The sequence below is a fragment of the Flavobacterium swingsii genome (assembly GCF_900111965.1).
GTDB classification, from domain to species: Bacteria; Bacteroidota; Bacteroidia; order Flavobacteriales; family Flavobacteriaceae; genus Flavobacterium; species Flavobacterium swingsii.
On record NZ_FOJT01000002.1, the window covers coordinates 121,778 to 146,225 of the forward strand.

At 32.8% G+C, this 24,448-nt stretch carries 23 protein-coding genes and 1 other RNA gene; 7 read left to right on the top strand and 17 right to left on the bottom strand.

The genetic code is table 11. The features are described 5' to 3' along the window. The first annotated feature begins 6 nt into the window (after positions 1–6). The 3 genes from BM053_RS03325 to BM053_RS03335 all read left to right on the top strand — a co-directional run bounded on the left by BM053_RS03325 (position 7) and on the right by BM053_RS03335 (position 3,240). Complete coding sequence (locus BM053_RS03325; RefSeq protein WP_091474004.1) at positions 7–684, top strand: metal-dependent hydrolase; 678 nt, start codon at positions 7–9, stop codon at positions 682–684. Between the two features lie 175 nt (positions 685–859). Then, positions 860–2,053, top strand: a complete 1,194-nt coding sequence (locus BM053_RS03330) for a tetratricopeptide repeat protein (protein ID WP_091474006.1) — start codon at positions 860–862, stop codon at positions 2,051–2,053. A 137-nt stretch (positions 2,054–2,190) separates the two neighbouring features. Next, positions 2,191–3,240 (top strand): o-succinylbenzoate synthase, encoded by a 1,050-nt coding sequence (locus BM053_RS03335; RefSeq protein WP_091474007.1) that lies wholly within the window; start codon positions 2,191–2,193, stop codon positions 3,238–3,240. 23 nt (positions 3,241–3,263) lie between these two features. On the opposite strand, the gene BM053_RS03340 is transcribed toward BM053_RS03335, so the two are convergent. Next, on the bottom strand, positions 3,264–3,734 hold the full coding sequence (locus BM053_RS03340; protein ID WP_091474009.1) for a nuclear transport factor 2 family protein: 471 nt from the start codon (positions 3,732–3,734) through the stop codon (positions 3,264–3,266). 6 nt (positions 3,735–3,740) lie between these two features. Further along, positions 3,741–3,977, bottom strand: coding sequence for a CBU_0592 family membrane protein (locus BM053_RS03345; RefSeq protein ID WP_091474011.1), 237 nt, complete (start codon positions 3,975–3,977; stop codon positions 3,741–3,743). A gap of 340 nt (positions 3,978–4,317) precedes the next feature. Here BM053_RS03345 and BM053_RS03350 point away from each other — a divergent pair, with 340 nt between their 5' ends. Then, on the top strand, positions 4,318–7,350 hold the full coding sequence (locus BM053_RS03350) for a M4 family metallopeptidase (protein WP_167357281.1): 3,033 nt from the start codon (positions 4,318–4,320) through the stop codon (positions 7,348–7,350). Positions 7,351–7,476: 126 nt separating this feature from the next. On the opposite strand, the gene ssrA is transcribed toward BM053_RS03350, so the two are convergent. Both ssrA and BM053_RS03360 read right to left on the bottom strand, forming a co-directional pair. Continuing rightward, positions 7,477–7,873: a transfer-messenger RNA gene (gene ssrA, locus BM053_RS03355) on the bottom strand. A 37-nt stretch (positions 7,874–7,910) separates the two neighbouring features. Then, the gene (locus BM053_RS03360; RefSeq protein WP_091474015.1) at positions 7,911–9,119 is read right to left on the bottom strand and encodes a serine hydrolase domain-containing protein; all 1,209 of its coding nucleotides are present in this window, start codon (positions 9,117–9,119) and stop codon (positions 7,911–7,913) included. Between the two features lie 160 nt (positions 9,120–9,279). Between BM053_RS03360 and BM053_RS03365 the strand changes: the two genes are divergently transcribed. Next, complete coding sequence (locus tag BM053_RS03365) at positions 9,280–10,482, top strand: NAD(P)-dependent oxidoreductase (RefSeq protein ID WP_091474017.1); 1,203 nt, start codon at positions 9,280–9,282, stop codon at positions 10,480–10,482. A gap of 71 nt (positions 10,483–10,553) precedes the next feature. Next, positions 10,554–11,927, top strand: coding sequence for a M28 family peptidase (locus tag BM053_RS03370; protein WP_091474019.1), 1,374 nt, complete (start codon positions 10,554–10,556; stop codon positions 11,925–11,927). 67 nt (positions 11,928–11,994) lie between these two features. Here the strand turns inward: BM053_RS03370 and creD are convergent, their stop codons facing one another. The 4 genes from creD to BM053_RS03390 form a co-directional block, all read right to left on the bottom strand. Further along, a complete protein-coding gene (gene creD, locus BM053_RS03375; RefSeq protein ID WP_091474022.1) occupies positions 11,995–13,353 on the bottom strand; it encodes a cell envelope integrity protein CreD in 1,359 nt (452 codons plus the stop codon). 75 nt (positions 13,354–13,428) lie between these two features. Further along, entirely contained in the window at positions 13,429–13,725 is a 297-nt protein-coding gene (locus tag BM053_RS03380; protein WP_091474024.1) for a winged helix-turn-helix domain-containing protein, read from the bottom strand. Between the two features lie 2 nt (positions 13,726–13,727). After that, the gene (locus tag BM053_RS03385; RefSeq protein WP_091474026.1) at positions 13,728–14,336 is read right to left on the bottom strand and encodes a hypothetical protein; all 609 of its coding nucleotides are present in this window, start codon (positions 14,334–14,336) and stop codon (positions 13,728–13,730) included. A gap of 35 nt (positions 14,337–14,371) precedes the next feature. Continuing rightward, entirely contained in the window at positions 14,372–14,656 is a 285-nt protein-coding gene (locus tag BM053_RS03390; RefSeq protein WP_091474028.1) for a hypothetical protein, read from the bottom strand. Between the two features lie 88 nt (positions 14,657–14,744). Between BM053_RS03390 and BM053_RS03395 the strand changes: the two genes are divergently transcribed. Further along, positions 14,745–15,095 carry a DUF1801 domain-containing protein gene (locus BM053_RS03395; protein ID WP_091474030.1) on the top strand — a complete coding sequence of 117 codons (351 nt, stop codon included), beginning with the start codon at positions 14,745–14,747 and terminating at the stop codon, positions 15,093–15,095. On the opposite strand, the gene BM053_RS03400 is transcribed toward BM053_RS03395, so the two are convergent. The 9 genes from BM053_RS03400 to BM053_RS03440 form a co-directional block, all read right to left on the bottom strand. Continuing rightward, the gene (locus BM053_RS03400) at positions 15,096–15,935 is read right to left on the bottom strand and encodes a hypothetical protein (protein WP_091474032.1); all 840 of its coding nucleotides are present in this window, start codon (positions 15,933–15,935) and stop codon (positions 15,096–15,098) included. A gap of 146 nt (positions 15,936–16,081) precedes the next feature. Beyond that, positions 16,082–16,900 (bottom strand): 3-deoxy-8-phosphooctulonate synthase, encoded by an 819-nt coding sequence (gene kdsA / locus BM053_RS03405; protein WP_091474034.1) that lies wholly within the window; start codon positions 16,898–16,900, stop codon positions 16,082–16,084. A 69-nt stretch (positions 16,901–16,969) separates the two neighbouring features. Further along, positions 16,970–18,556 carry an MDR family MFS transporter gene (locus tag BM053_RS03410; protein WP_091474035.1) on the bottom strand — a complete coding sequence of 529 codons (1,587 nt, stop codon included), beginning with the start codon at positions 18,554–18,556 and terminating at the stop codon, positions 16,970–16,972. Between the two features lie 149 nt (positions 18,557–18,705). Further along, complete coding sequence (locus BM053_RS03415; protein WP_091474036.1) at positions 18,706–19,785, bottom strand: HlyD family secretion protein; 1,080 nt, start codon at positions 19,783–19,785, stop codon at positions 18,706–18,708. A 13-nt stretch (positions 19,786–19,798) separates the two neighbouring features. After that, the gene (locus BM053_RS03420) at positions 19,799–21,124 is read right to left on the bottom strand and encodes a TolC family protein (protein WP_091474038.1); all 1,326 of its coding nucleotides are present in this window, start codon (positions 21,122–21,124) and stop codon (positions 19,799–19,801) included. Further along, positions 21,114–21,737, bottom strand: a complete 624-nt coding sequence (locus BM053_RS03425) for a TetR/AcrR family transcriptional regulator (protein ID WP_091474040.1) — start codon at positions 21,735–21,737, stop codon at positions 21,114–21,116. Before BM053_RS03425 ends, BM053_RS03420 begins: the two co-directional genes overlap by 11 nt. A gap of 126 nt (positions 21,738–21,863) precedes the next feature. Then, positions 21,864–22,625, bottom strand: coding sequence for a tryptophan synthase subunit alpha (gene trpA / locus BM053_RS03430; protein ID WP_091474042.1), 762 nt, complete (start codon positions 22,623–22,625; stop codon positions 21,864–21,866). A 2-nt stretch (positions 22,626–22,627) separates the two neighbouring features. Continuing rightward, positions 22,628–23,809 (bottom strand): tryptophan synthase subunit beta, encoded by a 1,182-nt coding sequence (trpB, locus tag BM053_RS03435; RefSeq protein ID WP_091474044.1) that lies wholly within the window; start codon positions 23,807–23,809, stop codon positions 22,628–22,630. A gap of 19 nt (positions 23,810–23,828) precedes the next feature. Beyond that, positions 23,829–24,434, bottom strand: coding sequence for a phosphoribosylanthranilate isomerase (locus BM053_RS03440; protein ID WP_091474046.1), 606 nt, complete (start codon positions 24,432–24,434; stop codon positions 23,829–23,831). Between the last annotated feature and the right edge of the window lie 14 nt (positions 24,435–24,448).

Sequence of the window (24,448 nt, forward strand, 5' to 3'; positions counted from 1 at the left end):
AAAAAAATGAAAATAACTTTCTACGGACACGCATCAATAGGAATTGAAGTTGCAGGAAAACACATTTTGGTCGATCCATACATTTCCGCCAACCCGAAAGCCAGTCATATTGATATACATTCGCTCAAAGCCGATTATATTCTGCTTACGCACGCCCACAACGACCATATTCTCGATGTCGAAGCTATTGCCAAACGCACCAATGCAGTCATAGTTTCCAATCACGAAATAGCAACACATTTTGGTAACAAAGGATTTCAATTTCACCCCATGAATCTCGGCGGAAGTTGGGATTTCAATTTTGGAAACGTAAAATATGTCAATGCCATTCACACCAGTTCGTTTCCCGACGGCAGTTACGGCGGCAATCCAGGCGGATTTGTCATCGAAGGCGAACACAAAAACATATACATTGCTGGCGATACCGCACTCACGATGGATATGAAACTAATCCCAATGCGCACCAAACTTGACCTCGCGATTCTTCCCATAGGAGATAATTTCACGATGGATGTCGATGATGCCATTATCGCTTCCGACTTTGTAGATTGCGACAAAATTCTCGGCTACCATTACGATACCTTCGGATATATCGAAATAAACCACGACGAAGCCAAAAATAAATTTTTCGACGCAGGAAAGGATCTCATGTTACTAGAAATAGGAGACAGTATCGACTTATAATTTAGGAGCTATTTCCTGCTATCCGTTACAATCTTTTGCTTTTTAAAGAAAAAAGCAAAAGGATTTCCACTACTATCAGGGCTAGGGAATTCCACTCAAAACCAACCTTTGTGAACTTCGTGAACTTTGTGGTTAAACTGGCACCTAAATTGCTACAACAAACAAAAGAAAAACAATGAAAATAATAAAAATAGCATTTCTTTTCCTGACAACTATATCTTTTGCGCAAGACGGATATTGGGACAACCAACGAGTAACCAACAAAGAAATAAAACTTTCGGCAGGAGAGCGAATTCTAATCAAATCCGAAGATTTCCCCGACGGAACTACCGAATTTGTGTACCGAATCACCTTGCTCGACGAAAACCAAAAATTAGCTTCCGATTTATCATCATTACTCAAAGCTATTCCGGATCCTACAGGAATCACGCAAGGAACTGGAAGCGCCATTTCGTTAACTTCAAAAATATCGGGCGACGACAAATGTACTTATGCCATTTTTTCCGATAATAACAAAGCAACCGATTTTACAAAAACAGGAAACACAAAAAAATCCTGTTTGTATCAGAACAATCCCATAAACAAAGAAGTAAAAGTGATTTCTCTCGAAAAATCTACTTGTTTAGCAGACGATTCTAAAACAATTTGGTTTGGTTTCGAAAGCAAAAATTGGATTTTAGAACAAAAAATTATCCTCGAAATTGTTCCGTGGGTAGATGCAAAAGCAAGTAAAATTTGGAATCAAACCAACAAAAAAACTGTTCTTAATTTTATAAAAACAACCGAAATAGCATCTAAATTGCCAAATTCAGACGCTTTTTGCTTCAATATTATCGAAAAACTACAAAATGAATACAAGTTTTCAGTGTTTCAAAAATTGTCAAAAACGGAGAAACTGTCATTAATAAGTAAATTTGAAGACAAAGCATTAACAGAAACAAATTCTGTCGAGATTTATAACAAAATTATCCGCCAAGAAGCTAAAACTTTAGCAAAAAAAGGAAAGTATGATGATGCAATTGCACTACTGAACGATAAAATCATTAAGAAAAGCAAAGCATCGGTTTTAGACTACAATACTTTGGGTGAATTATACATTTACACCAAACAATTCGAAAAAGCGTTTAAAACGCTTAAAATTGCCGAAAATTTAGATTCGAGCGAGCTTTTAGTGCAACTTAATTTAGCGCACACTTATATGTTTTTAGATAAAATGAGTGAATCTCGAGAAATTCATAATAAGTACAAAGAGCAAAACGTATCTACAAATCAAACTTGGAAAAATAAAACCATCAACGATTTAGATAAATTCCAGAAAGCAAATTTACCAAATGATAATTTCAAGAAAATTTTGAGATTAGCCGATTAAAAAAAGTTTTTTTTTGTCATTCCGACGAAGGAGGAATCTCATTATTTTTTAAGAATCAATTTATGAGATTCCTCCTTCGTCGGAATGACAAGCTAGCTAAAGATTATAAATTTAATAATCCAAAAATCTAAAATATTTTGAAAGCAACTTACCACAAATATATTCTCGATTTCAAAAAACCATCAGGAACTTCACGAGGTGTTTTAACCCAAAAAGAAACTTGGCTTTTGGTCTTGCAAAACGACGAAAAAAAGGGAATAGGTGAGTGCGGAATTTTGCGTGGTTTGAGTTGCGATGATAGACCCGATTATGAAGAGAAATTGCAATGGGTTTGTACCAATATTCACTTAGGAGAAAAAGCACTTTGGGAAGCTTTAATCGAGTTTCCTTCCATTCAGTTTGGAGTAGAAATGGCGTTCCGATCATTAACTTCAGAAACTCCTTTTTTGTTGTTTCCTTCGGACTTTACTTTAGGCGAAAAAAGCATTCCAATTAATGGATTAATCTGGATGGGAGAGGCGCAAGATATGAAGCAACAAATCGAAGAAAAAATTGCGCAAGGTTTCAAATGTATAAAGCTTAAAATTGGCGCAATAGATTTTGATAAAGAATTAGAATTATTACATTATATTCGTCAAAATTTCACTCCAGAACAAATAGAAATTAGGGTAGATGCTAACGGTGCTTTTAATGAAATTGAAGCTTTAGATAAATTAAATAAAATTACTGGTTATCAATTACATAGTATTGAACAACCAATACAAAAAAATCATACTGACAGTATGTCAGAACTGTGTAAAAACAGTAAAATTGATATCGCACTCGATGAAGAACTTATAGGTATGTTTTCTTATCAAGAAAAAGAAGAATTGTTACTTAAAATTAAGCCACAATACATCATTTTGAAACCTAGTTTTATAGGTGGTTTTCGAGGAACAAATGAGTGGATTTCGTTAGCCGAAAAACACAATATTGGTTGGTGGATTACCTCAGCTTTAGAGTCAAATATTGGACTAAATGCCATTGCTCAATTTACCTTTTTGAAGCAAAATGTGATGCCTCAAGGTTTGGGTACTGGAGGTCTTTTTACGAATAATTTTGATTGTCCGTTGGAAGTAAAAAACGGACAATTGTTTTACAATCCAAACTTAAAATGGGCTGTAGGAATTGATAATTTTTTGAAGTAAAAAACAATCTTTTTTAACGGAATTTAAGCGTGTTTATGAATATAACTTTGAAGTGATTTTTTGGCGTTTTGTTGTACTTTTTTCTGCATAAAATTAGTCCATCCTAACAAATAACCTTTCAGTCCAAGTGCTTGTTTTGTCCATTTGAAGAAGTCAAAATGATCGGTATGTTTGATGATTAATCCGTCTTTAAATTCAAATTTTGCATCAATAATATTTACTACTTTTCTATTGGTTTGGCTAAAAATATAGGTCGCAATCCATCTTGCAGAACCTGATTTTCCATTGGTAACAACATCATAAAATTCGATTTTTAAGTTTCCTTTACTTCTTTCTAAAAGCATTTTCCACATCGATGTGACTTCTTTTTGGTTTAACTTTCCGAAAGCTGGATCTTCAAAAATGACATCTTTATGGTAACAACTTGCCATTTCTTCTCCATTAGAATTAGCAAAAGCAGTATAGAATTTTTGTATTAAAAGAGAATTTTCCATAGTTTTTTATTTTTTTAAACTTTTTATTAACCCTAAAAAGCTAACCATTGCCCACGTACCTTCGAGTATGACAAATGGTTTGTAATTGATGAGCACCGATGCATAACAAGCGATAGAAGCGCCCAAAATGTTTAAGATAAAGAACAAAATGCCTTCTTTAGGAATTAGTCCAAATATATTGAGGAAATAGGCAACTAAAACAATTGAAACGCCTATTGTGCCAATGATGTCATTGTAAATCATATTGTATGTTATTAATTTCAAAGATAAAAAACCATTCGTCAAGATAATGGTTTGAATACTTTTTCTAATATTTGTATTATTTTTGCTATCAAGATTATTTTACTAGTCTTTTAATTTTTGTTAACGTTGTCTAACAATAAACCTACATGAACTTAAATTTTGCAAAAGGCAGCTAGATAGAATAGTTTCAAAACATCTAAAATTTAAAGGGTTTATTTGTATAGTTTGTATAATTTCTACTATTGCCAAATTTACTAAAAAATTATCATATTCAGATTTATTTTCATATTATTGCATGATAATACAAAAAAATACGAAAAAAAACCTAAAAAAACCAAAAATGAAAAACAATTACATATTATCGTTGTCGTTAATTACATTGTTTTCATTAGGTGTTTTTGCTCAAGACAGCAAAATTAATCCTGGTGAGGCACATCAAAAAACAATAAAATTAGAAAAGGCAACTTCAAAAAAAGAAGCTCTTTCTGAATTTGGTAAAAAGTATAATTTAGATGAAAATAATACTTTTGAAGCAAAAAAAGAAACTTCTGATATTTCAGGAATGACACACCAACGTAATCAACAATACTATAAAGGTATAAAAGTTGAGTTTGGTACAGCAATTACACACGCTCGTGATGGTCAAGTTGAAACTGTAAATGGAGAGTTATATGAAGTTAAGAATTTAAATATAAATCCTGCATTATCTGCCGAAAGTTGTTTCCTAAAAGCAATTTATTATTTACCATCATCAAAATATGTATGGGAAGATGCTTCAGAAGCAGCAGCAATGGATTATAAAAAGCCAACAGGTGAGTTGATTATTTTGCCATTAATTGAAACAGGTGAAGTAAAATTAGCTTATAAATTTGATATTTTCTCTTCTACACCTATAGCTAGAGAAGAAGTATTTGTAGATGCTAATACTGGGGCACTTTTATACAGAAATCCGATAATTAAACATGCGGATCGTTTGATTTCTCAAGCAGAGAATGAAGCCATTGCAAAACATGTCGAAAAAGTTGTAACAGAATCTAATGCTGTCGATGTTTCAAAAGCTATATTAGTAACAGGAAGCGCAGCAACAAGATATAGTGGTACACAAAGTATAGAAACTACTTTTGATGCTGGTACTTCAAAATATGTTTTGAATGATATGACAAGAGGTAATGGTATTATGACTTACAATAGTGAAAATACAGATAGTACTGCTGCAAATACTAATTTTACAGATACAGACAATAACTGGAACGATGGTAATTACGTTAGTGGCCATGCTAGTAAAGACAATGCAGCATTAGATGCACACTGGGGCGCAATGAAAACTTATGATTTCTGGAAAAATATCATGGGAAGAAACAGTTTTGATGACAATAATGCTCGAATTAATAGTTATGTTCACTTTAATACAACATCAGGAGGAGCAGGTTGGGATAATGCACAATGGACAGGTTCTATAATGAGATATGGAGACGGAAGTTCATTTAATGTATTAACTTCTGTAGATGTTATTGGTCACGAGATTGGACACGCTGTTTGTCAATATACTGCTGGTTTGGCTTATCGTAATCAATCTGGTGCTATGAATGAAGGCTTCTCGGATATTTGGGGAGCATGTATCGAACAATATGCAAAATTCGGAAACTTAAATGCAGGAACAGATACAGCATCTCCTGGAACTTTAGGGGTTTGGAAAATAGGTGAGCAATTAGCCGCAAGTCCTTTGCGTTCTATGAGTTATCCTTTAACTAGAGGAAATGCCGATACTTTTTTAGGAACATCTTATAAAGATACTCAAGATGATACTGGTATTACTCCAGCATGTACAACGCCTGGTCAAAACACGAACGATTGGTGTGGTGTGCATAGCAATAGTGGTGTTTTAAACCACTGGTTTTATATTGTTACTGCTGGAAAGTCGGGAACAAATAATGCAAATGCAGCAAATGGCGGTCCTGATGCTTATGTTGTAGCAGGAATAGGTATGACAAAATCTTCTCAAATTGCTTATTATACTGAGCGTGATTATTTAACTGCTAATTCTACATTTGTAGATGCTCGTAATGGTAGTATTGCAGTAGCAAGTAGTCTTTATTGTGCAACAAGTCCTGAAGTTCAGGCGGTAACTAAAGCTTGGTTTGCTGTAAATGTAGGTGCTGATTATGTTGGTCTTGCAAATGATGTTGCTCTAAAAACATTAACAACAACTTCAAGTATAGCTTGTGGTGCAGCATATTCTACTTCAATTGTTTTTGAAAATGCAGGTACGGCTAACATTGCTTCGGTTTCTATTTCTTACACGATAGATGGAGGTGCACCAACAAACCAAACTTGGAACGGAACTTTAGCAAATTGTTCTACACAAGTATATCCATTAACTATTTCTGGTTTGGCTCGTGGAACACACACTTTAAGTGTATCAACTAATATTACTGGTGATGGAAATGCAACAAACAATACTAAAACTTCAATAATTATTGTAAATGATAACGGAACAGTTAATACAGTTAATACATTCAATAATACAAGTGACGTTTTAGTATCTATAGATTCAAGTGGTAAAACAAATTCTGTTTGGCAAAGAGGAACCGTTAACAAAACACCTCTTACATCTGCTGCGACTGGAAATTCAGCGGGGTATGCGACTAAATTAGTTGGTAATTATCCAGATGCAACAACTTCTTATTTAGTTTCTCAATGTTATAACTTGGCTAATATGTCAAATCCTAACGTGAATTTTGACATGGCTTTTGATTTAGAATCCAATTGGGATATTATTTACTTTGAATATTCAACAAATTCAGGCGCAAATTGGAATGTTTTAGGAACTTCAGCTGATGCAAATTGGTATAATAGTTCAAGATTGCCTGATGGAGCAGATTGTTTCAATTGTATTGGTAAACAATGGACAGGTCTTTATGCTACTGCTCCAGTAGGAGGAACGGGTGCTAATGGTAATAAACGTAATTATTCTCATAGTTTGACTCCGTTTGGTTTTGGTGGTATCACACCAGCGTCTGATATTATTTTCAGATTCACGTTTGTTTCTGATGATTCCTCAAATAATACAGGAGTTTTTATTGACAACTTTGTAGTACAAGGTGTATTATCTACTCAAGAAAATGAGTTTGAAAGCTTCGGTGTTTATCCAAACCCATCAAACGGATTGGTGAATGTAGTTTTATCTACTTCGGAAAAAGTAAATATTACTTTACATGATTTAAGAGGTCGTTCTATATATAATGAAACATTTTCAAGCAATGGTTCGGTATTTAACAAAGAACTTAATTTTAATAATCTTTCTTCAGGGATTTATATGCTAAACGTAGAAAGTGCTGGTAAAAAAGCTTCTAAGAAAATTATCATCAACTAATCCTTGATGTTTTAAATAAAAAAGCCTTCTTGTTGAAAAACAAGAAGGCTTTTTTTTACATTAATCATACAACAATTAAAAAATAAAAATCCGAAATTCTTATTTACTAAGAATTTCGGATTTATTTTGTGGAGTCGCCGAGAATCGAACTCGGGTCCAAACAAGCAACTAAAGAGCTTTCTACATGTTTATTTCTCGATTGGATTTTCGACCGTGTGCTATGCCAAGAACAGCAACACAAAGCTTATCTTCTTAGTTTCAAAACAGTCCCGAAGCTTAACTATTTCTAGGTTTAAATTTACGATTCACCTTTATCGAACGCTATAAACCAGAGCTTTCGAGGTAAATCCTGCTCTCCTACCTTGTAGGAGCGGGGCTAATCTTACTATGATTCAGATTATGCAGCAAGAGCGTAGTTTCCTTCGCCGTGTAAGTGTTTTGGAGCCTTTTATTTACGAGAATTACTCCAGTTCTCCACATGCTTACAATTCAATTCGACTTGCTGTCAAAACCAGTCGACCCCATTTTGGTTTGCAAAAGTAATCAATTTACATCAAATATTATTCCAAACCTTCTTCTTTACTTTTTATTTCGAATGGATAATCGCCAAATAAGCTAGAAAGTAATTTTAATTTATAAGTACATCTCGTGTATTTGTTTGATATGCAGATTAATGTGGCTTTTTCGTCTTTCAATTTTATATAAGCCGCAGTGCTTCCGTGCCACCAACCATTGTGATAAAACATTTTTTTGCCATCTTCCCATTCTAACATTCTAATTCCTAAGCCATAGTTTCTAGTACCTTTGCTTTCGTAACTATAACCTTTATAAACTTCGGCTAACAGTTTTTTATTTAGAAAACTGTTATTGTAAGTTGCCATGTCAAATTTAAGTAAATCTCTTGGTGTCGAATAGATATTTTTATCTCCATAAATTCCATCGAGATAATTATAAGCATACTTAATTTTGTTCCCTTTGTAGGATTGACTGTTGTTTTTAGTTCCTTTTTTATAATCGAAAACAAAAGTATTTTTCATTCCTAATGGCTCGAATATCAATTTTTTCATGGCAGTTCGATAATCCATTTTGGTAATTTTTTCGATGATCAAAGCCAAAAAAGCATAATTTGTGTTGCAATAAGCAAAATGAGTATCTGTTTTATACTCTAAATTAACATTATTTTTATTTATAACAGGAATTAAATCTTTATTTTGTAACGTATCTTTCTGATTCCAAATGATTTTTTTATCGGTAAAATAGCTGTAATTACGCAATCCGCTTCTATGATTTAATAATGTTCTAATGGTAATTTCTGGATAAGGAAAATCATCAAGAATGGTATTCACTTTTTGATCTAAAGTTATTTTTTTTGAATCGATAAGCAAAAAAATAGCATTTGCCGTAAGCACTTTACTTAACGATGCAATATGAAGTGGTGTTTCGGAAGAAATAGCTTTCTTTTCTTCAAAATTTGACATACCACGGTAATTTTCATAAATTATGTGACCGTTTTTTGCTACAAGAATACTTCCTGAAAAATCATTTGGAATGTATTTTTTGTTATAAAAATTTTCAATAGTTTGCTGTAATCTTTTCTTTTCCGAAGATTTTAAATCTGGCAAATTATTCTCATAAGGTTGCATTGTATATACAGAGCCAACTTTAGTTTCTTCTTTCTTTTTTAATGCTTTTTTCTTCTCAGTACATGAAAAACAGATAGTTATAATTGTAAAAAGTAAGAGAAGTTTTATATTTATTTTGAATGTCATTTTTACTTGGATATAAAACAAATATAAATAAAGAAATGAGGAATCAAAATAGGTTTTTAAACAATTATTTTCATTTGTTTCGAGTTACTATTAAGTTATATTTGCATCAAATTTTAAAATAATTAATTCCTAATTATTTTAAAAATAAAATAGATTTACAATGAAATTTGGACTTATAAAAGAAAGAAAAAATCCGCCAGACAGACGCGTTGTTTTTACACCTGAAGAATTGGTAAAATTAAAACAACAATTTCCGTTAGCTGAAATAAAAGTAGAATCCTCAGATATTCGTGTTTTTAATGATGAACAATATAGCGAATTAGGTTTCGATGTTACAACTGATGTTTCTGATTGTGATGTCTTAATTGGAGTTAAAGAAGTTCCAGTTGATGCATTAATACCAAATAAAAAATACTTTTTCTTTTCTCATACTATCAAAAAACAGCCTTATAACAGGAAATTATTACTAGCTTGTTTAGAAAAAAACATCGAATTATACGATCACGAAACAATAGTCGATGCAAAAAATCATCGTCTAATAGGTTTTGGTCGTTATGCAGGAATTGTTGGTGCTTACAACGGAATTCGTGCCTTCGGAATGAAGTTTGAATTATTTAATTTAGCGAAAGCCGAAACACTAAAAGACAAAAATGCATTGGTAGAACGTTTGCAAAGAATGGTTTTGCCAAACATAAAAATTGTACTTACAGGTCACGGAAAAGTAGGGCTTGGCGCCAAAGAAATGCTCGATGCGATGAAGCTTAAAGAAGTTTCTATCGAAGATTATTTGACTAAAAATTACGACAGACCTGTTTATACTCACATCGATTTAGAAGATTATAATAAAAGAATAGACGGAAAACCTTTCGATAAACAAGATTTTTATAGTAATCCGCAATTGTATACTTCAAATTTTGAACGATTTACAAAAGTATCGGATATTTTTATGGCAGGACATTTTTACGGAAATGGAGCACCAGTAATTTTATCTAAAGAAATGTTAAATGCGGCAGATAATAAGATAAAAGTAGTTGCCGATATTTCTTGCGATGTAGATGGTCCAGTGGCTTGTACACTAAAAGCATCAACTATTGCTCAACCATTTTTTGGGTATTATCCGTCGGAACACAAAGAAGTCGATTTTATGCATCCAGGTGCAATAGTAGTCATGTCCGTAGATAATTTGCCTTGCGAATTGCCTAAAGATGCTAGTGAAGGTTTTGGTGAAATGTTTTTAGAACACGTCATTCCAGCTTTTTATAATAATGATAAAGATGGAATTTTGCAAAGAGCAAAAATTACCGAAAATGGTAAACTCACCGAAAGATTTACCTATTTACAAGATTATGTAGATGGAAAATAAAATGAAAGTCTCGATTTTGTCGGGACTTTTTTATTTTGTTACTTTACTATTCACTAAAATTATTTCTTGAAATGAAAAAACTGCTGTTCCTGTTCTTATTTACTTCACTATTTGGATTTGCTCAAAATTCTGATGAAAATCAGTTAAAAGAGATATACAAATCGGCACTAACCAATTCTAAATGCTATACTTGGTTAGATGATTTGTCTAATAAAATTGGCTCCAGATTATCAGGGTCAGTTGGAGCACAAAAAGCAGTTGAGTACACAAAAACACAAATGGAAGCATTAGGAGGATTTGACAAAGTATATCTTCAGGAAGTTATGGTGCCAAAATGGGTTCGTGGCGAAAAAGAAACTGCTTATATTTTAGATAATAAAACCAAAATAAAAGTGCCAGTTTGTGCGCTTGGTGGTTCGGTTGCAACGTCAAAAAAAGGAGTCACTGCCGAAGTTATCGAAGTACATTCTCTAAAAGAATTAGAAACACTCGGAATTGATAAAATAAAAGGAAAAATAGTTTTCTTTAATCGTCCGATGGATAATGCTCAAATAGAAAGTATGAATGCTTATGGTGGAGCAGGTGACCAAAGATGGTCAGGTGCAAGAGAGGCTTCAAAATTTGGTGCCGTCGCCACTATTGTTCGTTCTTTAAACTTTCGATTAGATGATTTTCCACATACGGGATCCCAAAGTTATGGTGATATTCCAAAAATGCAATATATTCCAACGGCTGCAATTAGTACAAATGGCGCAGAATTATTGAGCAAAAAATTAAAACAAAATTCTAAACTTACTTTTTATTTAAAACAATCTTGTCAGCAAATGGAGGAGGTTTTGTCCTATAATGTTATTGGAGAAATAAAAGGAACAGAACATCCAGAAAATATTATTGTAGTGGGCGGACATCTAGATTCTTGGGATCTTGCCGATGGTTCTCACGATGACGGAGCTGGTTGCGTACAAAGTATGGAAGTGGCTAATATTTTTAAAAATATTGGTTACAAACCCAAAAATACCATTAGAGTTGTTATGTTTATGAATGAAGAAAATGGTGGTCGTGGCGGAAAAAAATACCAAGAATTAGCACAAATAAATAAAGAAAATCACATTTTTGCTTTAGAAAGTGATTCAGGAGGATTTTCGCCAAGAGGATTTTCTTTTGAAAGTGATGACACTAATTTTGCTAAAATTTCTAATTGGAAAACCTTATTCGAACCTTATTTAATTCATAGTTTTACAAAAGGACATGGTGGTTCGGACATAGAACCATTAACATCCACAAAAATTGTAAAAGCTGGTTTGCATCCAGATTCGCAACGCTATTTCGATTACCATCACGCAGCAAATGACACCTTTGATGCAATTAATAAAAGAGAACTCGAGTTAGGTGCTGCAACCATGACTTCGTTAATTTATTTGATTGATAAATACGGAATTGAATAGAAGCTTGTTATAAAAAAAAGACCTCAAAACATTTGTTTTGAGGTCTTTTTTTAAGTTAAATTATTATTTATTTTCCCCAATCAATCTTTCTAGAAAAATACATTACTGCGCCTAGAATGATAAATAATCCGATACTTCCCACAAGTAACGCATAGTTTTCTAACTGAATTATCACGAAAATAAATGTGTACAAAGCCACTAAGGAAAGTCCTATAAATGTTGGAAACTTCTTGTTTTTCAGTATCGAAATCGAGTAAAGTACAATCATTGTTATGACCGAAGCCGAAGCAATAAGATACGCGAACGCAAAACTAGAATGTTCTGTTATTGATATTAAAAGCGTATAAAACATGATTAATGCCAATCCTAACATGGTGTATTGAAAGATATGAATGTTAATTTTACTTATGGATTGGATTAAAAAGAACACTAGAAAAGTTAAACCAATCATTAGAAATCCATATTTTGAAGCGCGTTCGTTTTGTTGGTATTCATTTACCGTTTCTATTAGTTTTGCACCAAAAGAATATTCATTCAAATTTGGAATTTTATCTACATATTGTTGGGAAAAAGTACGATTAATATCTAATATTTTCCAATCGGCATGAAAACCTTTTTTGTTTATTATTTTCGTGGTATCGTTGGCAGCAAAAGCACCTTCGTAACTTGGCGATTCCCAGTCAGAATCGATATTTACAACCGTTATTTTTCCCACAGGAATAAACTTCACGCTATTACTACCATTGTATTGCATCAAGAAATTGAAATCTATTTTTCCGTTATTCACTAACGTTTTGTAGTTAAAGGTATTGGTAACAAGCGTTCCGTAAATAGCATCTTCGTCTTCTGGTTTCGATTCGAATGAGAAAGCTTGATTATTTAATTTTATTTTCAAATCACTTTTAATGCTCTTCAGATTTGTTGTTTTTACCACAATAGATGCCTTGTCCCACAATAAATCTCCTTCATTTATATTTAGTTTTTCGAAATTTGGTTTACTAAAATGACCATCAAAATTCATATTTGCGGTAAAAACCACATTGTTATAAATGCCTCTTTTTAGCGACGTATTTTTCTTAACGTTCGATGTGTTATTTAGTTTTTCAGGAAAGAAATAAGCGTAAGAAATAGTTGCTTTTTTCTCGATGGTGACCACTTTTGTCTTTGGGTTTGTTACATTATATTCCTCATAAGTTTTGTAGGGAATTTGCATGATTGGACCATAAAAAAGGACATCTTTTCCCCATAATTGCGTCACTTCATCAGTAACTTCTTGTTTTCGTTGAGAACGTTCGGAGATTAAATCTTTTACAAATTCTAGCGGAATGAGTAAAACGAGCGTTAGCAAACCTACCATCATCATTTTGGCAGTTGTAGATTGAAAAAATGAACCTTTGTTCTGATTTTCTTGCATTTGATTTTCCATTTTTGTGTTTATTTATGATTAATGTTTTTTTTAAAAGAACTTTGAATTTCAAAGTAAAAATATAAAAAAATAGCGTTAATTTTTTGAAATTAATTTTTCTAAAGCTTCAATGTGAGCAGTAAAAGCTTTCCTACCATCTGCCGTTGCTCTGTAACTCGTGTTTGGTTTTTTGCCAATAAATTGTTTTTCTATCATAATATAGTTTTCAGTTTCTAATGCTTTGGTATGCGAAGCCAAGTTGCCATCAGTTACACCTAAAAGTTCTTTTAGGGTTGTAAAATCAGCAGATTCATTCACCATTAGTACCGACATAATTCCCAGTCGAATACGATGATCAAAAGCTTTGTTTATATTTTGTATGATGTTTTTCATGACTATTTTCTGTCATATTTATAATACATCATTCCTCCATATAAAATATGACAAACTCCAAATCCCAATACCCAAAAATGCAATCCGTAACCTGAAAATTCGACCGCTAATAATCCTAAAATAATTTCGGTAACTCCCAAATAACGAACATCACGCAAAGTATATTTACTTGCATTTACACAAGCCAATCCGTAAAATAATAGCGTAATAGGAGCAATCAGACCATAATAACCGTGACGAAGTAGGAGTAAAGCGAATATTCCTCCAGTAACTAACGGAATGGCAAAATTGATTAGCAATCTTCTAGAAGAAGCATTCCACATATTTTCACCTACTTTTTTTGCTTTGTTAACCGTCATAATATAAGCAGTAACTAGCGAAGCAACTAAAACTACAAACGCTGTTAACACGATTAGTTCAAACGTATAGCTTTCTAAAGTTATGTAATATCCTTGATGATTTTCTATCAAATAATTCACATAAAAAGCACCAATTAAAGCATAAATACCAGCTAAAATGCCAGACAAACCACTTAGCGAAATAAACTGTGATGATTTGCTCATCAAATCTTTAATTTCTTTTAAATCTCCTAAATAATCTTTATTTTCCATTTTATTTGGCTTTTCTATCTTAAATACTATTTTAATTACGAACCGGCAATCGGACTGTTGAAAATTCCCACGGCTAACTCAACCCAAAGTAACAAAAATAGGGCAATTAGTAATGCAATAAATGCTATTCGGTACTTTTTATTGGATATTTTTCTTGTGATAAATTCAGTTACTAAAGCAACGGCTAGCAATAATGTACCCATAATTACAAAATCGGCAATCGACCAATTTACTTCATTGGTAAACAACATGGCGATTGCAGGAATTAATAATAAACCTATTATTCCCAAAAGTATGATTAGAAGTCTTCTATTTTTCATAAAATAATTAGTTTATAAAGAACTTTGAAATACAAAGTAAATAATAATTTTTTGTTCAACCAAATGTTTTTTCATTTATTTTTGAAAGATGAAACCAACTCAAGAGTACATACTTCGGCAACCCGAAAAATACCAAGCAATGGTATTACATATTATGGCTGTTGTAGGGAAAATAATTCCCGAAGCGGAGCTACTTTTCAAATACGGAATTCCTTATTTTTATTACAAAAAGAAGCCGTTTTGTTATTTAGCACCCAATCATAAAAAAGAATTTGTAGATGTTGGTTTTGCAAGAGGTTTTCAGTTAAAACAAAACCAAGAATTTCTAATTTCCGAAAACAGAAATACCGTAAAATCGCTTCGGTATTTTAGTTTATCAACAATAGATAATACTGTTTTAATCTCTGTAATCGAAGAAGCTGTGAGTTTGTATAACTAACTACAACCTAAAAATCCCACCAACGGTAAATGTTCTTTCTAAAAACCAAAATTTTTGTGTCGCTTTATCAGCGTTATCAAAAGTAGTTTTTATATCATTCATATTGATATAGCCACCTTTTAGCTCGGTTTGAATAAAGAAATATTTAAAAAAAGTAAAGTTTAAACCTGCTTTTGCCGAAAGACCATAACCAGAAATATGAAAATCATCATGACGTTCTTTGCCCAATAATTTGGCATTTGTTTTTGGATATAAAAGCCCAACTCCAACACCTTCGGTAAAATTTATCTGAAATTTATCGGTATTTGGTAAACCAATAAACTTCGAAATATCGTCAACACGAGAAAACTCGGTATTTACATAATTTAAACCATCAGTATGTTCGAAAGTCAAAAAATCTTCGGTTAGTAAAACCTGATTGTTTGGTAAACTTTCTCCATAACTTCCTTGGTTAGGATAATATCCTGTATAATTTACTGCTTTGTCCTGAAACATTACATATTTCATGTGGTCTACTCCAATCGAAATATTGTATTTATCGGTAATATAATAACCCAATCTAAAATTAGTTTGAGGAATTGTCATTCTCGCAGGATTAATATAATCTACATGCCAACCTTTTGGTTTGTCTTGCGCAGTTACATCGTACAAAGTAAAATCGTAATCGGCACCAGTAAAATGAATATCCGATTTAGAAAACGAATCTCTGTTTCCGCCCCAATAAATATAAAATTTTCCTTTGTTGTGCGCCGTATATTTTTCGGGCGTAATATCTTCAGTATTTTGAGAAAACCCAATAAAAGAAGAAATTAAAAAAGCAATAAGTACTGTTTTTTTCATTGTGAGCGTAATGTTTTGGGCTTATTTGCCAGCTATATTCCTGCTTTCCGTTATATTTTTATACCTGACAGGTTTTTAAAACCTGTCAGGTATAAAAGATACCACTACAATCAGGGCTAGAAGTAAACCATTTTTGTATTTGTAAATTAAAATTGATTGATTGTTTGTCTAATAGCCACTAATTTGGTCATTAAACCTTCAAAATAATCTAGGTGAAGCATATTCGCACCATCGCTTTTTGCATTAGCAGGATCAAAATGAGTTTCTATAAAAATTCCGTCAACACCTACAGCAATTCCAGCTTTGGCAATAGTTTCTATCATATCAGGACGACCGCCAGTAACACCAGCCACTTGGTTGGGTTGTTGTAGCGAATGCGTTACGTCAAGAACGGTAGTTGCCATCGTTTGCATGGTAGGAATACCACGAAAATCGACAATCATATCTTGGTAACCAAACATAGAACCTCTATCGGTTAGCATTACGTTTTTGTTGTTGCAATCTAATACTTTTTGAACAGCGTGTTTCATACTTTCAGGACTCATAAACTGTCCTTTCTTTAGGTTGACCACTTTTCCAGTATTGGCAGCAGCCACAACTAAATCCGTTTGACGAACTAAAAAAGCAGGTATTTGTAACACATCTACATAAGCAGCGGCCATTGCAGCATCTTCATTAGTATGAATGTCTGTAACAGTTGGTACACCAAATTCTTTGGATACTTTTTCTAAAATTTTTAAAGCTTTTTCGTCACCAATTCCAGAAAAACTATCAATTCTTGAACGATTTGCTTTTTTAAATGAGCCTTTAAAAACGTAAGGTATTTGTAATTTATCTGTAATTCCTACTAGCTTTTCGGCAATTCTCATGGCCATTTCTTCTCCTTCAATTGCGCATGGACCAGCAAGAATAAAGAAATTTCCGCTGTCTAAATGCTTAATTTTAGGTATGTTTTGTAAATTCATTGTGTTGAAATTTTTTGCAAATATACCAATTATTTCAATTGGTATATTTGGTTTAACTTTTCTATTTTATTAATGCATTGCATCAGCTGGATTAATTATGTTTTTACTCTTTTTGATTAAGAAAATAATCGGAATACAACATAAAAACATAATCCCGAGATATAAGAAAATATCCATATAAGACATTACGGTGCTTTGTTTCAAAACTGAAAAATCGATAACTTGATAAGCCTTGTTTAACGCTTCGTTTGCGCTAAATCCTTTAGACATGAATCCTTTTTGTAAAAGTTGAATTCGTTGTTGCACTTCTAATCTACTTCCATCAAGATGAGGAAGCAAATCTACTCTGTGTTTCTGGCTAAATCGTGTAATAAAAGTAGTGATAATGGCAATACCAAAAGAACCTCCCAATTGTCTCATCATTCCAGTAAATGCTGCGCCTTCTCCAATATGTTTCCCTTTTAATGTTGATAATGATAAAGTCGTAATAGGAACGAATAACAATCCTAAACCAATTCCTCTCAATATTAATGGCCAATAAAAATGTTCTACTCCTGTGTCTGGTGTCATTACGTTACGCATCCAAAAAGTAAAGAAAAAGAATACCAGAAAACCAACAGCAATCATATAACCTTGCGGAACTCCTTTTTGAATCATTCTTCCTACAAAAGGCATCAAAATTGCGGTTGTAATAGAACCAGGAATTAGTAATAATCCTGCATCAGTAGCTGTCCAACCTAATATTGATTGTGTATAAATTGGAATAATTAGTGTAGAGCCGTATAATCCAAAACCAAGAATAAATCCCATTAAAATCCCAATTCGCAAATTCCCATCTTTCAAAACACTTAAGTTTACAATTGGATGTTTGTAGGTCAGTTCTCTCCAAATAAACAAGAGTAAGCCAGTTATTGAAACGACACATAAAGTTACAATGGTTGAATTACTAAACCAATCGTCTTGTTGTCCGTGTTCTAAAACAAACTGTAAAGAACCAATAAATGCTGCTAAGAAAAGAATTCCCCACCAATCTACTTGATTTGCTTTTAGTTTTTCGCCGTATTTTGGACTTCTAACAAAAGTTAGTGTCAAAAATGTTGCTGCAATTCCCAATGGAATATTGATATAAAATATATAAGGCCAAGAAAAATGGTCAACTAAATATCCACCCAACGGCGGACCTAATGTTGGACCTACAATAACACCCATTCCGTAAATGGCTTGTGCCATTCCACGTTTTGCCATAGGATAACTTTCGGTGATAATGGTTTGTGCGGTTACTAATAATGCACCACCACCAAGTCCTTGGATAAATCTAAAAGCGACCAATTCCCATATATTGGAAGCATTTCCGCAAAGAAAAGAAGCTACCGTAAAAATAATAATGGATACCGCAAAATAATTTCGTCTTCCAAATTGTTGTGATAACCAACTTGTCATTGGGATTACAATAACATTTGCAATGGCATATGCTGTAATTACCCAAGCTACATCTGTAAGGGTTGCTCCCAAACTTCCGCGCATGTTGGTTAGTGCTACGTTTACGATAGTGGTGTCTACTATTTCCAGTAGCGCACAAAGTACTGCTGTAATGGTAATAATAATTCTTCGAAAGCCGTATTCTACTAAATCGTCTTCTGCTATAGTTGTTGTCATATTTTTAATTAACAATTAACAATTGATAATTTGTTTTTGAACGGAATGCCCTAGCCCTGATAGTAGCGGTATCTTTTATACCTGACAGGTTTTTAAAACCTGTCAGGTATAAAAATAAAGCGGATAGCAGGAAATGGCTCCTAATAAATTTATTTTAAATGCACATCGACATCAACATTCATTCCTGGGCGTAATAATTTTATTTTTGCAGCTTCGTTAGTTGCGTCAAGGCTTATTTTTACAGGTAAACGTTGTATGGTTTTTACGAAATTTCCTGTGGCATTATCTGGAGGCAGAATAGAAAAACGAGCTCCCGTTGCTGGTGAAAAAGAAGTTATTGTTCCGTTGAAATCTGTATCAGGAAACGCATCTACTTTTACGGTTACTTTCTGACCTTCGACCATTTTGCTTAATTGAGTTTCTTTGAAATTAGCAATTACCCAAACTTCTTGATTGTTGATGATATAAAATAATGACTGTCCAGGTTGAATAAATTGCCCTGGTTGAACCGCTATTTTAGATACTTGTCCGTCGATTGAAGCTGTAACAACAGTGTAATTTAAGTTCAGTTTTGCAGCATCTAAAACTGCTTGTGCGCGTTTTATGTTTGCAGCAGATACTTCTGCTTGTTTTGATGACACATTAGATCTTGATGATGCTACATTTCGTTGATAATTAGAGGCGTTTTGTTGTTCTTGCAAAATTCGCAATTGGCTTTGTGCTTCTAATTTTGTTGCTTCGGCTTGTTCGAATTGTTGTTTGGTAATCGAATGATTTTTGTACAAATTATTGTATCGTTCGTAATCATTCGTTGCTCTGTTTAATCTGATTTTTGCAGTTTCGATGCTTCCGCTTGCAGATTGAACATTTGCATCGGATACTGAAACATTTGCTTGTGCTGTTCCGATATCTGCTTTTGAAACGGCATAACCTTGTTCGGCACCAATTAAAGCTGCTTTAGCTTCTTCTACTTTTATGATATAATCTCTGTTATCGATAGTAAATAGGGTATCGCCTTTCTTTACAAATTGATTGTCTTGTACAAATACTTTAGTAATATAACCTGAAACTCTAGGAATTATAGGATTCATGTTTTTTTCAATCTGAGCATCATCAGTCGTTTCGTGAGCTAACGAATGAATGTATTTGTAAATTCCGTAAGTACCACCTACTAGTAGTAAAACCCCGAAAATAAGTATGAATCTGTTGTTTGTTTTTTTCTTTTCCATTATGATGAAATATTTAGTTTTTAGATAAATAGAATGAGTTGATTAGTTTTCCAGAAGCAAATTGCAATTGGTAATATTTTAAAGCAATGTCCGCTTGCGATAACGCTAGATTTATTTTGGTTTGTAGTTGTTGCACATCAGCTTCTAATAAATCATTAGTAGTAGATAAACTGTTGTCGTATTTGTCTTTTACAATTCGGTAATTTTCAGTTGCTTGTTCGACAGCTTGTGTGTAAACTCCATTTTGTTTTAAAGAAAGGTTGTAGTTTTCTTGAGCTTCATGTGTTTCTTCTTTTATTTTATTTGTTAAAATAGAAACCGCTGTTTTGGTTTGTTCCGCTTTGCTTTTGGCCAATTTTACTTCTTTACCATTTTTGAAAATCGAAGCCAAATCATAACTCAATCCAACGCCAATATTCATCGCATTTGTCACAGTCATCACATCTTTCAAATCGAAAGCAATATAACCGCCCACTAATGCTAACGATGGATAATAACCACTTTTTGCTATTTTTATACCAGCTTCTGAAGCTTTTTGTTGGTAACTTAAGGCTTCCAAATCGCCTCTTTTGGCTTCAGTTACAAGACCTTGATTCTTTGCCATATCACTTTTTACGGTTTCAATATCAATATCTATTTGAGTATTTTCTGGCAATTGCAAAAGGGTAGCCAATTGGTAGTTAATAATATTTGCATTTTTCTTAGCAGTATCTAACGAAAGTTGAATATTAGATTCTTGTAATTGTGATTTCAATAAATCATTTCGAGCCATTAATCCGTTGTCTACCATTGCCGAAAAATCTTTGGTACGTTGTTGGGCACTTTTCAAATTGTCTTCGATAAGTGTCGCTGTTTGTTGTGATTGAAATAATTTAGCAAACAATTCGACTACATAAATACTTAATTGTTCTTTTGTATTTGCAGCGTTTGCTGTTTCGGCTTTGTATAAATTTTCTGAAGCAGAAATACTGTTTTTTAACTTAAATCCATTAAAAATCGGCATAGAAACATTGGCTTGACCTAAAAATAATTGACTCACTTTAATAGGAGACGAACCTTCGCTAGAAGAACCACCCATTTTAATTTTCGAATCAATATTGGCATCTGTTAGTTGCAAAAATTGTCCCGAAATTTTCAAACTCGGATATTGGTTATTTTTCATGGTTTCCATTTCCAATTTAGAAGTGTTTACTTTCATATTGGCTAATACAGCTTCATTACTATTAGTTGTGACTAACGAAATGGCTTCTTTGAGAGAGAGGATTTTTCTTTCTTGCGCATATCCAAAAGTTACTCCCAAAAAAGAAATGACAATTAATATTCTTGCTCTAATTTTCATAAACTAAAAGTGCTTTAATGGTTTGTTGTATGTGTTTTGTTAAATCGTTATAGATGTAATTATCAAAATCTTCAGGAGTTTTCAAATTAAACAAATCGGCATAAAAAGGTTTATTCATCTGAAAATGAAAATAAGTCCCCATAATTGTTGGAGGGATTAAGACAATGTTGATATTTTTTGTAAATAAACCTTGAGACTGTCCTTCTTCAATGATGTTTTTAAGAATTCCTAAATTGTATCTTTTGACTTCATTAAAAGCTTCATAATTAATATCTCTTTTTTTAGAAGTAATTTCGAAATGAATAATCTGATACATCCCACAATTTTTGTTAATTCTGGTAATGTATAATTCGATTAATTTGTCAATTTTTTCAAAAGGAGTTAAGCTTTCTTTGTAAAGATTTTCTATTTGTAATTGTAATCCAGAAATTCGGTTGATAATTAAGGCTTCCAGTAATTTTTCTTTCGAACCAAAATAATAGGAAATCATTGCAATATTAATGTTTGCTTCTTTAGCGATATCTCTTATTGATGTTCCGTCGAAACCATGTTCCGAAAACAGCTTTTCGGCTACTAAAAGAATTTCAATTTGTTTGTCATTAAAATCGGTCATGAGTATTGATTTTTAAAATCGATACAAATTTAAACGTTTGTTTAAATTAAACGTTTGTTTAATTTTTATTTAACATTTTTTTAACAAAATATTTTTAACCTTTTTTAAACTTAGAAAAAGGTTTTTTTAAAGAATTTTAGAAACAAATTTTTCAATGCTGGAAACTCCATTTTCTGTCAAATTTTTTATAAAAGCGCTACCAATAATTGCCCCTTTTCCAAATTTTGTAGCTTGACTGAAAGTTTCTTTATTGCTAATTCCGAAACCTACAATTTGTGAATTTTTAAGATTCATTTCTGAAATTCTTTTGAAATAATTGGTTTGAATATCCCCAAATCCAGTAGAGCTTCCAGTTACAGAAGCCGAAGAAACCATATAAATAAATCCATTAGAAACAGAATCGATATATCTAATTCGTTCTTCGGAAGTTTGAGGGGTAATTAGAAACACATTTATTAAGCCATATTTCTCGAAAGTTTCTTTGTAGTTTTCTGCATAAATATCGACTGGTAAATCTGGAATTATAAGTCCGTCGATTCCTATCTCTTCGCATTTTTTGCAAAAATCTTCTATTCCGTATTGTAAAATTGGGTTGAAATATCCCATAATGATTAGCGGAATTTGTACCGATTGGCGAATATTTTCTAATTGTTCGAAAAGTAATTTTGTGGTCATTCCGTTTTCTAGAGCTTTAGTCGAACTTTCTTGAATAGTTGGTCCATCGGCTAATGGATCGCTAAATGGTAAACCAATTTCAATCATATCTACTCCAGATTTTTCTAAATCTTGAATAATCTGAACGGTATCATTTAGGTTTGGATATCCTGCCGAAAAATAAATGGAAAGTATCTTTTTGTCTTCTTGTAATTTTTGATTTATTCTGTTCATTTCTATAATTTAAAATAATCGATATAAGTGTTCAAATCTTTGTCGCCGCGACCTGATAAATTGATGACTACAATATCGGCCGTTTTGAATTTTTTCTTATCTAAAACGGCAAAGGCATGAGCGCTTTCTATAGCGGGAATAATGCCTTCGGTTTGAGACATTTTTATGCCCCAATTCATAGCTTCATCGTCTGTAATAGAGATAAATTCGGCCCTTTTTGTTTCGAATAAATGGGCGTGCATGGGACCAACTCCGGGATAATCTAATCCTGCGGAAATAGAATAGGGTTCGGTAATTTGTCCGTCAGGACTTTGCATTAACAGTGTTTTACTTCCGTGAATAATCCCGATTTTGCCTAATGCTGAGGTGGCAGCACTTTCGCCAGAATCGATACCTTTTCCAGCGGCTTCGACAGCAATTATGTTTACTTCTTTTTCATCAAGAAAATGATAGAAAGTACCTGCTGCATTGCTTCCACCACCTACACAAGCAATGACATAATCAGGGTTTTCTTGGCCTTCTTTTTCGAGTAATTGTGCTTTTATTTCTTCTGAAATTACACTTTGGAAACGCGCCACCATATCTGGATACGGATGCGGACCAACTACGGATCCGATAATATAATAAGTATCTATTGGGTTGTTTATCCAATCTCGAATGGCTTCGTTTGTAGCGTCTTTTAGGGTTTTTGAACCTGAAGTTGCGGGACGAACTTCAGCACCTAACATTTTCATTCTGGCTACGTTTGGTGCTTGGCGTTTGATGTCGATTTCACCCATATAAACAATGCATTGCAAACCCATGAGTGCGCAAACGGTAGCAGTTGCAACGCCATGTTGTCCTGCACCTGTTTCGGCAATAATACGGGTTTTTCCCAATCGTTTTGCTAATAGAATTTGTCCAATCGTATTATTCACTTTGTGTGCGCCTGTATGACACAAATCTTCTCTTTTTAGATAAATTTTTGTGTTGTATTCTTTTGATAATCGCTCGGCAAAATAGAGTGGAGTAGGGCGACCTACATAATCTTTTAACAGTTCGTGAAATTCTTTTTGGAAGGATTTATCGGCTGTTATTTTGAGATAATTTTGTCTTAATTCTTCTACATTTGGATAGAGCATTTCGGGAATATAAGCTCCTCCAAAATTGCCGTAAAATCCTTTTTCGTTAACGTGAAAACTCATTGTTTTAAAGTTTATATGTTTAAAATTTCAAGTTGTTTTTGAAACTTTTTAATAATTCAATATTTTTTAATCCTGCTTCGATTTCAAATTTGCTGTTTACATCGATGGCGTAAATGGGTAAATTTAGTTCCTTAATATTTTCTATTTCTTCGATTCCGATGCCACCAGAAAGGAAAAATGGTTTTTGTGATTTGTATTTTTCTAGAATTTGCCAATTGAAAGTGATTCCGTTTCCGCCAGGTAATTTGCCTTTGGTATCGAATAGAAAATAATCGCAAACATTTTCAAACGGTTCTAATTCTGAAAAATTAAAGTCATCATTTACAGAAAAAACTTTAATGATTTCGATAGTTGATTTTTTTAATTTTTTGCAAAATTCTGGATTTTCATTTCCGTGTAATTGAATAATGTCCAAATCATATTTCTTTATTCTAAAAGTAATTTCTTCTAAAGTTGCATCTACAAAAACTCCCACTTTTTTTATTGATTTATTAATTTTAGGGATTTCTCCGTCAAAATAGCGACTGGATTTCTTCCAGAAAATAAATCCAAGAAAATCTGGAAGTAATTGGCTTACTTCGAGAATGTTTTCGGGATATTTCATTCCGCAGATTTTGATTTTCATTGTTTTAGATTTTT

Bases quoted from the DNA above. Each gene is read 5' to 3' on its own strand.
- BM053_RS03325 (WP_091474004.1), top strand. From the start codon at position 7: ATGAAAATAACTTTCTACGGACACGCATCAATAGGAATTGAAGTTGCA.
- BM053_RS03330 (WP_091474006.1), top strand. From the start codon at position 860: ATGAAAATAATAAAAATAGCATTTCTTTTCCTGACAACTATATCTTTT.
- BM053_RS03340 (WP_091474009.1), bottom strand. From the start codon at position 3,734: ATGGAAAATTCTCTTTTAATACAAAAATTCTATACTGCTTTTGCTAAT.
- BM053_RS03345 (WP_091474011.1), bottom strand. From the start codon at position 3,977: ATGATTTACAATGACATCATTGGCACAATAGGCGTTTCAATTGTTTTA.
- BM053_RS03350 (WP_167357281.1), top strand. From the start codon at position 4,318: ATGAAAAACAATTACATATTATCGTTGTCGTTAATTACATTGTTTTCA.
- BM053_RS03360 (WP_091474015.1), bottom strand. From the start codon at position 9,119: ATGACATTCAAAATAAATATAAAACTTCTCTTACTTTTTACAATTATA.
- BM053_RS03365 (WP_091474017.1), top strand. From the start codon at position 9,280: ATGAAATTTGGACTTATAAAAGAAAGAAAAAATCCGCCAGACAGACGC.
- BM053_RS03370 (WP_091474019.1), top strand. From the start codon at position 10,554: ATGAAAAAACTGCTGTTCCTGTTCTTATTTACTTCACTATTTGGATTT.
- creD (WP_091474022.1), bottom strand. From the start codon at position 13,353: ATGGAAAATCAAATGCAAGAAAATCAGAACAAAGGTTCATTTTTTCAA.
- BM053_RS03380 (WP_091474024.1), bottom strand. From the start codon at position 13,725: ATGAAAAACATCATACAAAATATAAACAAAGCTTTTGATCATCGTATT.
- BM053_RS03385 (WP_091474026.1), bottom strand. From the start codon at position 14,336: ATGGAAAATAAAGATTATTTAGGAGATTTAAAAGAAATTAAAGATTTG.
- BM053_RS03390 (WP_091474028.1), bottom strand. From the start codon at position 14,656: ATGAAAAATAGAAGACTTCTAATCATACTTTTGGGAATAATAGGTTTA.
- BM053_RS03395 (WP_091474030.1), top strand. From the start codon at position 14,745: ATGAAACCAACTCAAGAGTACATACTTCGGCAACCCGAAAAATACCAA.
- BM053_RS03400 (WP_091474032.1), bottom strand. From the start codon at position 15,935: ATGAAAAAAACAGTACTTATTGCTTTTTTAATTTCTTCTTTTATTGGG.
- kdsA (WP_091474034.1), bottom strand. From the start codon at position 16,900: ATGAATTTACAAAACATACCTAAAATTAAGCATTTAGACAGCGGAAAT.
- BM053_RS03410 (WP_091474035.1), bottom strand. From the start codon at position 18,556: ATGACAACAACTATAGCAGAAGACGATTTAGTAGAATACGGCTTTCGA.
- BM053_RS03415 (WP_091474036.1), bottom strand. From the start codon at position 19,785: ATGGAAAAGAAAAAAACAAACAACAGATTCATACTTATTTTCGGGGTT.
- BM053_RS03420 (WP_091474038.1), bottom strand. From the start codon at position 21,124: ATGAAAATTAGAGCAAGAATATTAATTGTCATTTCTTTTTTGGGAGTA.
- BM053_RS03425 (WP_091474040.1), bottom strand. From the start codon at position 21,737: ATGACCGATTTTAATGACAAACAAATTGAAATTCTTTTAGTAGCCGAA.
- trpA (WP_091474042.1), bottom strand. From the start codon at position 22,625: ATGAACAGAATAAATCAAAAATTACAAGAAGACAAAAAGATACTTTCC.
- trpB (WP_091474044.1), bottom strand. From the start codon at position 23,809: ATGAGTTTTCACGTTAACGAAAAAGGATTTTACGGCAATTTTGGAGGA.
- BM053_RS03440 (WP_091474046.1), bottom strand. From the start codon at position 24,434: ATGAAAATCAAAATCTGCGGAATGAAATATCCCGAAAACATTCTCGAA.